12 protein-coding genes are annotated in these 12,499 nt (G+C 63.7%); 8 read left to right on the top strand and 4 right to left on the bottom strand.

Annotation, left to right across the window (positions count from 1 at the left end):
- Positions 1-83: 83 nt before the first annotated feature.
- Complete coding sequence (locus AC1Q5W_RS12870; protein WP_492645004.1) at positions 84-1,004, bottom strand: MBL fold metallo-hydrolase; 921 nt, start codon at positions 1,002-1,004, stop codon at positions 84-86.
- A gap of 61 nt (positions 1,005-1,065) precedes the next feature.
- Positions 1,066-1,812, bottom strand: a complete 747-nt coding sequence (locus AC1Q5W_RS12875; protein ID WP_492645005.1) for an FFLEELY motif protein — start codon at positions 1,810-1,812, stop codon at positions 1,066-1,068.
- 235 nt (positions 1,813-2,047) lie between these two features.
- Between AC1Q5W_RS12875 and AC1Q5W_RS12880 the strand changes: the two genes are divergently transcribed.
- The 8 genes from AC1Q5W_RS12880 to AC1Q5W_RS12915 all read left to right on the top strand — a co-directional run bounded on the left by AC1Q5W_RS12880 (position 2,048) and on the right by AC1Q5W_RS12915 (position 10,729).
- Positions 2,048-2,779 (top strand): GNAT family N-acetyltransferase, encoded by a 732-nt coding sequence (locus tag AC1Q5W_RS12880; protein ID WP_492645006.1) that lies wholly within the window; start codon positions 2,048-2,050, stop codon positions 2,777-2,779.
- A gap of 85 nt (positions 2,780-2,864) precedes the next feature.
- Positions 2,865-3,734 (top strand): CorC family transporter, encoded by an 870-nt coding sequence (locus AC1Q5W_RS12885; protein ID WP_492645007.1) that lies wholly within the window; start codon positions 2,865-2,867, stop codon positions 3,732-3,734.
- Positions 3,735-3,782: 48 nt separating this feature from the next.
- Positions 3,783-5,303: an apolipoprotein N-acyltransferase gene (lnt, locus tag AC1Q5W_RS12890; RefSeq protein WP_492645008.1), complete on the top strand. Its 1,521-nt coding sequence runs from the start codon at positions 3,783-3,785 to the stop codon at positions 5,301-5,303.
- Between the two features lie 26 nt (positions 5,304-5,329).
- Positions 5,330-6,250, top strand: a complete 921-nt coding sequence (gene glyQ / locus AC1Q5W_RS12895; protein WP_492645009.1) for a glycine--tRNA ligase subunit alpha — start codon at positions 5,330-5,332, stop codon at positions 6,248-6,250.
- Positions 6,251-6,269: 19 nt separating this feature from the next.
- Entirely contained in the window at positions 6,270-8,402 is a 2,133-nt protein-coding gene (gene glyS / locus AC1Q5W_RS12900) for a glycine--tRNA ligase subunit beta (protein ID WP_492645010.1), read from the top strand.
- Positions 8,403-8,409: 7 nt separating this feature from the next.
- Positions 8,410-8,985: a D-glycero-beta-D-manno-heptose 1,7-bisphosphate 7-phosphatase gene (gmhB, locus tag AC1Q5W_RS12905; protein WP_492645011.1), complete on the top strand. Its 576-nt coding sequence runs from the start codon at positions 8,410-8,412 to the stop codon at positions 8,983-8,985.
- 65 nt (positions 8,986-9,050) lie between these two features.
- Entirely contained in the window at positions 9,051-9,791 is a 741-nt protein-coding gene (locus tag AC1Q5W_RS12910; RefSeq protein ID WP_492645012.1) for a lysophospholipid acyltransferase family protein, read from the top strand.
- Between the two features lie 29 nt (positions 9,792-9,820).
- Positions 9,821-10,729, top strand: a complete 909-nt coding sequence (locus AC1Q5W_RS12915) for a M48 family metallopeptidase (RefSeq protein WP_492645013.1) — start codon at positions 9,821-9,823, stop codon at positions 10,727-10,729.
- Between the two features lie 12 nt (positions 10,730-10,741).
- On the opposite strand, the gene AC1Q5W_RS12920 is transcribed toward AC1Q5W_RS12915, so the two are convergent.
- Together AC1Q5W_RS12920 and AC1Q5W_RS12925 are read right to left on the bottom strand one after the other, a co-directional pair.
- The gene (locus AC1Q5W_RS12920) at positions 10,742-11,350 is read right to left on the bottom strand and encodes a chalcone isomerase family protein (protein WP_492645014.1); all 609 of its coding nucleotides are present in this window, start codon (positions 11,348-11,350) and stop codon (positions 10,742-10,744) included.
- Positions 11,351-11,392: 42 nt separating this feature from the next.
- Complete coding sequence (locus AC1Q5W_RS12925; RefSeq protein ID WP_492645015.1) at positions 11,393-12,493, bottom strand: MBL fold metallo-hydrolase; 1,101 nt, start codon at positions 12,491-12,493, stop codon at positions 11,393-11,395.
- Positions 12,494-12,499 lie beyond the last annotated feature (6 nt).

Here is a 12,499-nt window from a genome sequence, read left to right on the forward strand (position 1 = left end):
GCGGATCCCCGTGTGAAAGTAGGTCATCGTCAGGCTATTACAGCAAAACGCCCCGTCGTGTGACGGGGCGTTTTTTTTGGTTTCTACTTTCCGTTCAGAATGTACGTCCCTTGCCGGACGGCGGCCCCACTTCGGATCAAGTCGGCCAGCAAGGTTTCGATCAGCGCATCCATGCTCAGATCCGGGTAGCATTCCTTGCGCATTTGCTCCAGATACGGCGTCTGTTGCCCCCACTCCAGCAGGTCGTGCACCATGCAAGTCTGCAAGTCGAGCAACTTGAACTTCAGGAGCACTTTCGCCGCGTATTGCTGGTGCTTGTGCGGATTCTCCATAAAGTACCTCAAGCGGCCCCTTGCCGTCTGCAGGGACTTCGCCACATCGGTGAAAGGCCGTCCATGGCCGGGGATGACCACTTTGGGATGCAAGGATTCCAGCAGGTCCAGCGTGGCCGATACCTCGTCAAACGCATCCACGCCCTCCAGTTCCGGAAACACCACGCCAAACCCCTCCTCCCAAAGAGCATCGGCAGACACGAGGATGGCATTCTCCGGCTGGAAGAGTACAACGGAGTGGGGGTCATGACCTCCGGCGGGGTGAATCTCCCACGTCTGGTTGGCAATCGTGACCGATTTGCCTGGCACCAGCAGGTCGTCATACCGGAAGCGGGGGCATTCTTGCCCGGTGGCTTCGTAGGTCAGTGCGGACATGTCCCAGCGCGCCACTTCCGCCGCATGACCGGGTGGTATCCAGGTCCGTACGCCCGGGTACTGCGCTTGCAGGGCTGCATTGCCTCCACAGTGGTCGCTGTGCAAATGGGTGTTGAGCAAGACGTCCAACGGGCGCGAGCCCAGCGCGGACTGGACCAGCTGCAGGGTTTGCGCACTGTGGGTGCCGTAGCCGCTGTCGATGAGTGCCGACTCGTCCTTGCCCACCAGCAAGATATTGTTGGACGAAAGCCAGCCACGTTCGAATACCTGGATGCCGGAGGGAAACACGTAAGGCATGGAAGAAGACACCTGAGAAGTTGAAGGAGGGAAAGGGCTTGCGTCCAGCTGGAGCGCAAGGCTAGAGCGTCTGGCCCATGCAGCGTTGCAGCGCGCTCGCACAGGTCGTCGTATCGGGGGCGTACAGCAGTGCAATCCAACGTGATTCGCGCTCCCGAATCTGCTGGAGGAAGGCCTGGGCGTGGCTGCCTTTGCCGGACATGCTGTGAAAGGTATCGAACCCGGTTTCAAGAAAGCTCTGCAGCGAACCCAACCCTGTGGCAATGGCTGGTCGTCGCATCATCTTGAGCATTAGACGCAGCCCAGGTGTCCGGGTAAGACGATCCAGTTCATTGCCGACGGCCAGCACATCCTCCAGTTGGCGTTGGCGGTCCCCAGCGCGGCCTACGGCCTTCCAGGCGCGCATGTAGCGGCGGATATCGTCCGCGCCGCTTGCGCCGTTTTCCTGCAGCCATGCCGCTGCCATCTGGTGGTCGAGCTCTTCGGTCAGAACGTGCAGGTGGGCCAGGGAGACGGCCGTCGCCACGACTTGGGTCGGAAAGAACGTCTGCAAGGCGCCGGCGATGCGCCCGAACTGGGCATCGCGCAGGGAGTAGTCCTGGTCGCTGTACAGCTCCTCCAGGAAAAAGCGCGTTGCCCCGCCGTACTCTTTCGAGTCGATCAGATCCGCATAGGTGCCGGCGAAGCGCCGGGCCTGGAAGCGTTTGATGGCCATTGTGGCGGCGTGGAGGTCGGGCATGGACTGCGCCTGCAAGCGCAATCCCTCTACCCGTGCCACGGCGTCGCGAATCGTATGTGCTGCGTCCATAGGTAGGACAAGTGTATCGGTGGACTTGCCTGACCGTCAGAAAGGCCAGCATCGCCAGGCACGACGGTGCGCCGTGAAGGAAGCGAGAAATGTGAGTAATTACTATCAAAAATATCCAATAAAATTGGGCATTTCAACAGAGGCGCTGCCAGCTTCTTGATAGAGGACTGCGTGCCGGCAATAAAAAATACCCCTTTGGAGTGTCAATACTAGGGATAACCCCTATATTCACCCCATGTTTGATGCGAGTAACTTGATCAAAGCCTCCTGGGGCGTGGGAATGGATTTCTGGCGTCCGCCGCCGGCGCGCGCAGGCGAGGCCACCGCGAGGCGGCCGACGCCGTATGTCGTTCCCATCCGCTCCCTGGGTGCCAACCACCGTGACCGGATCGCACAGCATCTGTTCGCGCTGGAGGACCGGGATCGCTATCTGCGTTTTGGGTACATGGCGCAGGACGCACAGATCCAGCGCTATGTGGACGGGCTGGACTTCGAGCGTGACGACATTTTCGGCATCTACAACCGCAAGCTGGAATTGATTGCGATGGCCCACCTGGCGTATGCCAAAGACCACGGCTACGAGTCCTGTGCGGAGTTCGGCGTTTCGGTGGCGCCGAGTGCGCGCGGCAAGGGCTACGGTGCCCGATTGTTCGACCGTGCGGCCATGCATGCGGCCAATGACGGGGTGGACCTGCTGTTTATCCACGCGCTGAGCGAAAACGTTGCCATGCTGAAAATCGCCACCAATGCGGGCGCCACAGTGGAGCGGGACGGCACCGAGTCCGAAGCCTACCTGCATCTGCCCAAGCCCACCCTGGACAGCCGCGTGACCGAAATGGTGGAAGAGCATGTTGCCCAGACGGACTACCGCATCAAGGTGCAGGCCAAACAGTTCTGGAGTTTCCTGGGCGATCTGCAGCAAGTGCGCCGCGACGCCATCGACGCACAAGGGCGCACCCCGCGCTGAGCACGGGTGGGTCCGCGCGCGGCCCGTCACACAAATCCGCTATCCTAGGGGTTCCGAAACAACGGCAGTCATTGCCCCTACGTCAGTGTCAGACCCACATCCCGCGCGGCTTGCCGACAAGGAGGACAAACGTACCTTCTTGCGCAAGCTAGCCGAGTTCATCCATCCCGGCCCCGATTCCACCGCTGAATTGATCGAGACGCTGGCCGAGGCAGAGGACAACAACATTATCGGCGCCGAGTCCCGCGTCATGCTGGAAGGCGTGATCCGCATGGCCGACATGACGGCCGGCGATGTGATGGTACCGGCGACCCGCATGGACCTGGTGGACATCCATGCCACGCCCGATGCCTTGCTCAAGACGGTCATCGACACGGGGCACTCGCGGTTTCCCATTTACGAGGGCGAGCGGGAAAACGTCATCGGGATCCTGATGGCCAAAGACCTGCTCAAACTGCAGCGGGCGCCTGAACTCAATATCCGGGCCCTGTTGCGCCCGGCCGTGTTCGTGCCGGAAACCAAGGGCCTCAATGACCTGCTGCGCGAATTCCGCGGCAACCGCAACCACCTGGCCATCGTGATCGACGAGTTCGGACGGGTTGCTGGGCTGATCACCATTGAAGATGTGCTGGAGCAGATTGTCGGGGAGATCGAGGACGAGTTCGATATCGCGGAAGACGAGGGCGACATCTTTGCCCTGGCGGACCGCACCTACCGGGTCAGCGGCGATACGCCCATTGAGCGGGTCAACGACGCGTTTTCCGTCACATTGACCGGAGAGGACCCGCAGGACCAGTTCGACACCATCGGCGGCCTGATTGCGCACGAAATGGGCCATGTGCCCAAACGCGGCGAGCGTTACGTGCTGGGCGGCCTGGATTTCGTGGTGCTGCACACCAAGGGCGGCGCCGTGAAGTGGTTCAAGGTGGCACCCGTCGTGGACACGCCTGCCTGATTCCATGCCCGCGCCTGACCGCGGTGCCGCGCCGCAGCACCCGTCTTCATGAATTACGCTATTCTTTTTATAGCTGCCTGCGCACAAGCTGCAAGCGTTGCATGGCCATTTGATTCTTTTTTTGAGCCCGGTCAGCCGCTGTGGTGGCTGCAATGCCTGGCCCTGGCGGCGCTGGTCTGGGTGCTGCACCGTTGCACCAGCGGCAAGCAGGCTGCGGCTCTGGGCTTGCTGTTTGCCACGACCTGGCTGAGCGCCACATTCTGGTGGCTCTACGTCGCCATGCACACCTATGCCGGGCTGCATGGTCTGTTGGCCGCGATCGCCATCGCCGCCCTAGCCGCCGCGCTCGGGCTGTACTACGCCGCGGCATGCGCGGCGTACTGGCACCTGGCACGCGCCAAGGCTGTGGGCGTGAGTTTGGCCTTTGCCGCGCTGTGGACCATGGCCGAACTGGCTCGCGGCACCTGGCTCACCGGTTTCGGCTGGGGGGCCGTGGGCTACGCACACCTCACCGGGCCGCTGGCCGCCTACGCACCGTGGGTGGGGTCCTATGGCATGGGCGCGCTGGCAGCCTGGCTGGCAGCCGCCCTGGTGGTGTTTCCCAAGGCGTCCACCCTGCAGCGTACGGGCATCGTCACCGCGGTGGCGGTCGGAGCATTGCTGCCGGCCAGCGGGCCAGCCTCCTGGTCTGCACCGGCTGGCCATCTCACGGTGACCCTGTTGCAGGGCAATATTCCCCAAGACGAAAAATTTCAGCCGGGCTCGGGCGTTCCCTTGGCCTTGCAGTGGTACGGCGAGCAGTTGCAGGCCAGTCAGGGCGATCTGGTAGTTGCGCCAGAAACGGCCATCCCCCTCCTGCCCCAGCAGCTGCCGCCGCTCTACTGGGACGCCTTGCAGGCCCGCTTTGCCCAGGGCGGGCAAGCCGCCCTGGTGGGGTTTCCTTGGGGCAGCTATGCGCAGGGCTACACCAACGCCGTACTGGGCTTTGCGCCGGGGCAGACTCCGGTGTGGCGCTATGACAAGCACCACCTGGTGCCTTTTGGCGAGTTCATTCCGCCCCTGTTCAAGTGGTTCACGCAAATGATGGACATCCCGCTGGGGGACTTCAACCGCGGGGCCGTGGGGCAGGCTTCGCTGGCCTGGAAGGGCCAGCGCCTGGCGCCCAACATCTGCTACGAGGACCTGTTTGGCGACGAACTGGGGGCCCGCTTCATCGATCCGGCGGCCGCCCCCACCATTTTGGTGAACGTCAGCAACATCGGCTGGTTCGGCAACACCGTGGCCATCGACCAGCACCTGCAGATCAGTCGCATGCGTGCGCTGGAGTTTGAGCGCCCCATGCTGCGTGCCACCAACACCGGTGCCACCGTCATCATTGACCACACCGGCCGCGTCACCCATTCCTTGCCCCGGTACACCCGCGGCGTGTTGACGGGCGAGGTGCAGGGCCGCACGGGCACGACGCCGTTTGCCTGGTGGGTGGCGCGCTTCGGGTTGTCGCCGTTGTGGGTGCTGGCGGTTGCTATTGTTTTAATAGCTGTTCGCGCACGACCGATCAAGGGGCGCTGAGGGTTCTGCCCCTGTAAAATCGGGGCATGCTCACATTCCAACAAATCATCCTGAAATTGCAGGCCTACTGGGCCGACCAGGGTTGCGCACTGCTGCAGCCCTATGACATGGAAGTCGGCGCCGGCACCTCGCACACCGCCACGTTTTTGCGCGCGCTGGGCCCCGAGCCCTGGAAAGCCGCCTACGTGCAGCCCAGCCGCCGCCCCAAGGATGGCCGCTACGGTGAGAATCCCAACCGCCTGCAGCACTACTACCAGTACCAGGTCGTCTTGAAGCCCGCACCCAGCAACATTCTGGAACTGTACCTCGGCTCGCTGGAGGCCCTGGGTTTTGACCTCAAGAAGAACGACATCCGCTTTGTCGAAGACGACTGGGAAAACCCCACGCTGGGTGCCTGGGGCCTGGGCTGGGAAGTGTGGCTCAACGGCATGGAGGTGACGCAATTCACCTACTTCCAGCAGGTGGGCGGCATCGACTGCAAGCCCATCACCGGCGAGATCACCTACGGCCTGGAGCGCTTGGCCATGTACCTGCAGGGCGTGGACAACGTCTACAACCTGACCTGGACCGAGGGCGCAGACGGCTCCAAGCTGACCTACGGCGACGTCTACAAGCAAAACGAGGTGGAGCAGTCCACCTACAACTTCGAGCACAGCGATGCAGACTTCCTGTTCACGGCCTTCACGGCGCACGAGAAACAGGCCAAGCATCTGATGGAAAACCAGCTCGCCCTGCCGGCCTACGAACAGGTCCTCAAGTGCGCCCACAGCTTCAACCTGCTGGATGCGCGCGGTGCCATCAGCGTGACCGAGCGGGCTGCCTACATCGGGCGCATCCGCAACCTGGCCCGCGCCGTGGCCCAGAGCTATTTCGAGAGCCGTGAGCGCCTGGGCTTCCCCATGGCCCCGCGGGAGTGGGTGGAACAGATGACGAAGAAGGCGGCCTGAAGGCCAGGAAAAGAACACGATGACCACCAAGAATCTTCTCGTTGAACTGTTTGTCGAAGAGCTGCCGCCCAAGGCGCTCAAGAAGCTGGGCGATGCCTTTGCCGGCACGCTGGCCGATCAACTCAAGTCCTTGGGCCTGGCGGGCGCCGACTCGGTCGTCACCGCCTACGCCTCACCGCGCCGGCTGGCGGCGCACATCAGCCATGTCTGGCTCAAAGCTGAAGACAAGGCGGTGCAGCAAAAGCTCATGCCGGTGTCGGTAGGGCTGGATGCGGGTGGCAACGCCACACCCGCGCTGCTGAAAAAACTGCAGGCGCTGGGTGCGGACGTGTCCGATCCGGCGGCGGCTGTCGCGGCCCTCAAGCGCGCGCCCGACGGCAAGACTGAAGCCCTGTTCTACGACAGCCTGCTCACCGGCGCCACGCTCGATACCGGCCTGCAAAAGGCGCTCGAAGAGGCCATTGCCAAGCTGCCCATCCCCAAGGTCATGAGCTACCAGCTGGAAACCGGTTGCGCCCTGCCAGGCTGGACCAGCGTGCACTTCGTGCGCCCGGCACACGGATTGGTGGCGCTGCACGGCAGCACTGTGGTGCCCATCAAGGTACTGGGCCTGACGGCCGGAAACACCACGCAGGGCCACCGCTTTGAAGCCACGGTTGACCAGGTGGTGATCGCGGACGCCGACCGCTACGCCGCCACATTGGCGCAGGACGGTGCGGTCATCGCCTCGTTTGTCGAACGCAAGGCCATGATCGCCCAGCAACTGGCAGCCGCAGCGGCCAAGGTGGGCAATGGCGTGCGCGCCATTGACGACGACGACTTGCTCGATGAAGTGACCGCATTGGTCGAACGTCCCAATGTGCTGGTGTGCGAATTCGAGAAGCAGTTCCTCGACGTGCCGCAGGAGTGCCTCATCCTCACCATGAAGGCCAACCAGAAGTACTTCCCGCTGCTGGATGCGGCCGGCAAGCTGACCAACCAGTTCCTGGTGGTCAGCAACATCAGCCCGGCCGATGCCAGCGCAGTGATTGGCGGCAACGAGCGCGTGGTGCGCCCGCGCCTGGCGGATGCCAAGTTCTTCTTCGACCAGGACCGCAAGAAGACGCTCGAATCGCGCGTCGAGGGGCTCTCGAAGGTTGTGTATCACAACAAGTTGGGAACCCAGGGTGAGCGCATGCAGCGTGTTTGCGCTATTGCTCAGGCAATTGGTTACCAGCTTGGCGGTTCGGAGCTTGCCGAAAAGGCCGTGCTTGCCGCCCGTCTGGCCAAAACCGACCTGCTGACCGACATGGTGGGCGAGTTCCCTGAGCTGCAGGGCATCATGGGCAACTACTACGCGAAGAATGATGGCCTGAGCGAAGAAATCGCGACGGCAATCTCAGACCACTACTGCCCGCGGTTTGCCGGTGATTGGTTGCCCACCAATCTGGTTGGTATTTCCGTTGCTTTGGCAGACAAGCTGGAGACTCTTGTCGGCATGTTCGGTATCGGCAACCTGCCGACCGGCGACAAGGACCCGTTCGCGCTGCGTCGCCATGCCTTGGGCGTGATACGCATGTTGGCCGAGAAGGATCTACCGTTGGATCTCAACGCGCTGCTCGTTGGCGCCGTGCCGGTCTTTGGCGACAAGATCAGTGATGCCACGCCGGCGCTGGCCGAATTCATCTATGACCGCCTGGCAGGCTCCCTGCGCGAGCAGGGCTACAGCGCGCAGGAAGTCGATGCTGTACTGGCCCTGCGTCCGCAGCGCCTGGGTGACGTGGCCAAGCGTCTGGCTGCCGTGCGCGCCTTTGCGACCCTGCCCGAGGCCGCTGCACTGGCCGCTGCCAACAAGCGCATCAGCAACATCCTGAAGAAAGCCGATGCAGTGGACGCCCACGTCAGCCAAGTGCTGCTGCAGGAAGCGGCTGAAAAGTCCCTGTATGCCGCCATGCAGGACGTGGCACCCAAGGCCAATGCCCAGTTCGACGCCGGCGACTACACCGCCGCGCTGCAGACCCTTGCGGCCTTGCGCGCTCCGGTGGATGCTTTCTTCGACGACGTGATGGTCAATGCCGAGCAGCTGGACCTGCGCCTGAACCGCCAGGGCCTGCTCAAGAGCCTGCACGAAGCCATGAACCGCGTGGCCGATCTCTCGCGCCTGGCGGCCTGAGTCCCCTATGAAACTTGTCATTCTCGACCGCGACGGCACCATCAACGAAGACAGCGCGGACTACATCAAGTCGGCGGACGAGTGGCACCCGCTGCCCGGTGCGCTGGAAGCCATTGCACGGCTCAACCATGCGGGTTGGCACGTGGTAGTGGCGACCAACCAGTCCGGCCTGGGCCGGGGGCTGTTTGACGTGGCGGCGCTCAATGCCATGCACGCCAAGATGCAAACCCTGCTGGCCGCCGTGGGCGGGCGGGTGGATGCCATTTTCTACTGCCCCCACGGACCTGACGCGGGCTGCCGCTGCCGCAAGCCAGGCCCCGGCCTGTTTGAGCAGATTGGCGAGCGCTACGGCCTGGATCTGCAGGACGTCCCCGTGGTGGGTGATACCCCGCGGGACCTGGTGGCCGGTGTTTCGGTGGGGTGTGCGCCGCACCTAGTGCTCACCGGCAAGGCGGCCGCCTACCGGGGCCGGGCCTTGCCCGAGGGCTATCCGGCCGACACCATGGTGCACCAGGACCTGGCGGCATTTGCCGACTACCTGGTGGCGCGGGACGCGCGCCCCTCCCAGATGGCCGGGCTCTGAAGCGCTGCCAACGGTCCAGCAATCCCCTCAATCACGACGAAGGCCCCTGGCTTCTTTCCCCACTTATGTCCGTTATCCGTTCGATCCTGCACATGCTGTGGATGGTGCTCACCGTCATCCCCTACTCACTGGCCATTGTGCTGGGAACCCTGTTCGGGGTGCGCAGCGCCACCCTCTACCGCATCGCGGCAGCCTGGCTGGGCTTGAGCAGCCTGAGCAGCGCGCGGATCATCCTGGGCATCCGCACGCGGGTGACCGGCATGGAGAACCTGCCGGTGGGCGAGAAAAGCCCGGCCGTGCTGCTGGTCAAGCACCAGTCCACGTTCGAGACCTTTGTGATGCCCGCCATCATGCCGCACCGCCTGGCGTATGTGTTCAAGAAAGAGCTGCTGCAGGTGCCGTTCTTTGGCTGGGCCATTGGCCGGCTCGACATGATCCATATCGATCGCAGCCTGCGCACCCAGGCCTTCAAGAAAGTGGTGGAGCAGGGCAAGGAGCGGCTCGCGCAGGGCACCTGGATCATCATGTTCCCGGAGGGCACCCGCATTCCCCGGGGGCAAAAAGGCGTGTACGAGACCAGCGGCGCACGCTTGGCGGTGCAGACGGGCGCGCCCGTCATTCCCATTGCCGTGACTTCGGCACGTTGCTGGCCCCGCAAAGCCTTCGTCAAGACCCCCGGTGTGGTGGACGTGTCGATTGGCAAGCCCATTGCGAGCGAGGGGCGCCACCACCGGGAGCTGATGCAGGAGGTGGAGGCCTGGATCGAGGCCGAGATGCACCGCCTGGACCCGGATGCCTACCGGTGACGACGCGGGTGGCGCTTCGGTAAGCTCCCATGCGCGGTCTGCTGCAATACACTTTGGACCTTTTTGCGCCGCCAGAGGCCGTGCAACCTGCGTCAACAGCTACTAAAACCATAGCAGATGCCGGACCCGGCGTGTCCTACCGTGTGGCCCAGCCGGTAAGCCAGGCAGCCGCGCCGGCCACCTTTGCCCATCCCCATGCCAACCGCGAGGCGCGTCTGGGCGACGCGGTCGTGGCCTACCTGTTCCAGCGTGCCAAGCGGCGCACCATCGGCTTCATGGTGGGCCCCGACGGGTTGGTGGTGCGAGCGCCGCGCTGGACGCCCTTGGGGGAGGTGGACGCCGCCCTGCAGGAAAAGGCGCCGTGGATCACCCGCAAGCTGGGGGAAGCGCGCGAGCGCCAGGCGCGCCAGGAGAGCGCCCACATCGCGTGGCGCGATGGCGTGCAACTGCCGTTCCTGGGTTCCACCGTGGTGGTGGCGCTGGACCCCGGCCACGGTTTTTCGGCGGCCGGGGCGCAACTGGACCCGGTGGACGAAGATGCCAGCGGGGTACGCACCCTGCGTGTGGCGCTGCCCAAGACCGCCACGCCGGAGCAGATCCGGGATGCCGTGCAGGCCTGGCTGATGCGCCAGGCGCAGGCCCACTTCAAACAGCGACTGGACCACTACGCGCCGCTCCTGCAAGTGCAGTGGAGCCGTCTGAGCCTGAGCAATGCCAGCACGCGGTGGGGCAGTGCCCGCGTGGATGGCTCCATCCGGTTGAACTGGCGTCTGATTCATTTTCGCCACGCGGTCATCGACTACGTGGTGGCGCATGAACTCAGCCACCTGCGGGTCATGGACCACAGCCCCCGCTTCTGGGATGCGGTGCGTACCGTGGTGCCCGATTACGCCGTCTTGCGGCGCCAACTCAAGGACGACGCCATACCGCGTTGGTAGGCGCCAGCGGCGTCAGCGTGCGGCCAGGGTGTCCTGCCCGAGCAAGGCGTCTTTCAGCTTGAAGTCTGCGGGGGAGGTGCCCACCCAGATCTTGAGCACCATGCCGAAAAACTCGGCGTCTCCCACCGGCGCGCCCTGGGCCTTGCCGGCGATGTAGAAGGTGGTGCCGACGCCGGGCACAAAGTCCATGGCAAAGGTGTCACCCTGCGCCAGCTTGGGCTGGCCGGAAAAAATCTCGATCAGGCGGGTGGTGGACACGGCGTTCTTCTGCATCTGCTCCTTGGTGGAGTTGGCTTGCAGCCCCTTGATGAAGGCCACGCCCAGATCGGTTCCCGGAATTTCACGCAAGGCCACAAAGCTCAGACGCTTGGGGCCGGACAGCGCCAGCAATTCTTCGGGCGAGCCGACCTTCTTCGGCGTGTACAGCGCCATGTCGTACACCTTGAACACCACCTTGTAGCGCGTGCCGGCGCCGTTGAGCTGCAGCGGCGTTCCCTGCAACTGGGTGGTGGGTTCAAATTTGGTGCTGGTGGTTGCCGCGCCAGCCAGACCGCTGGCGACAGCCAGCAAACCTGTCAAAACCCAGGCCCGGCCGGTGGCGACCAAAAAACGTGAATACATAGTCTCTCCCTGATATTTTTGGCGCATCTTCTGTTGGTTTCCTTACGCCAAGATTGCGGTTGGTGTGTTCGCGGGCTGGAACCGGTAGACCCCGTCGGCGTCCCGGTTGCGTCGCAAGACGCCCTGGAACCACAGGGCATGCAGGTGCGCGATGGCCTCGCCCATGGCAAACGTGGTCTGGTGCAGGTCCAGCGGGCGCTTGAAGAGCACCGGCAGGATGTCGGCGGCACTGCAGGGGCGGGCCTGGCAGGCCTGCAGCACCTCGGCCAGCCGGTCGCGGTGGTGGTCATGCAGCTGGGTGATGCGCTGGTGCAGTCCGGTAAAGGGCTTGCCGTGCGAGGGCAGCACCAAGGTGTCGGCCGGCAGCGGCAGAAACTTGTCGATCGAATCCAGAAACTGCGCCAGCGCGTTGGACTCGGGCTCCTGCTCGTACACGCTCACGTTGGTGGAGATGCGCGGCAGCATCATGTCGCCGCCGATCAGTACCTTGAGTGCATCGCAATATAGGGCGATGTGTTCCGGCGCATGGCCGTACCCGCTGATGCAGCGCCAGTCACGCCCGCCAATGCGCAGGACGTCGCCGTCCATCATCCGGTGAAACTGCTGCGGGACGGAGGGCACCAGTGTCGGGAAATAGCTGTTGCGGGCCCGGATCTGCGCCATGGTCTCGGGGCTGTTGAGGCCGTGGGTGGCAAAAAAATCGGCGGCCCGGTCGCCGCCAAAGGCGGTGGGCCCCATGCAGCCGAAGCGCGCCACCTGGTAATCGGTGGCGCTGATCCATAGCGGCACGTTCCAGCGCTGGCACAGCCAGTCGGCCAGGCCAATGTGGTCGGGGTGCATGTGGGTCACGATGACGCGCAGGATGGGCAGACCTTCGAGCTCGTTGGCAAAAATGGTTTCCCACTGGGCCTTGGCTTCCTCCTTGTGGATGCAGCAGTCCACAATGCTCCAGCCCTGCACGGTGGTGCCCGAGCCCTGCGGGTCGTCCATTTCGTCGCGCAGCAGCCACAGGTTGATGTGGTTGAGCACGAAGGGCAGCGCCATGCGCACCCACTTCACGCCGGGCGCTACCGTCAGCGTGCCACCGGTGGGCGCCAGGGCTTCGCCGAAGGGGTAATGGAGTTGGCGTTCCAGATCGTTCATGGTGGG

Source organism: Rhodoferax sp. MLSD5-FHT05B10 (assembly GCF_058793415.1).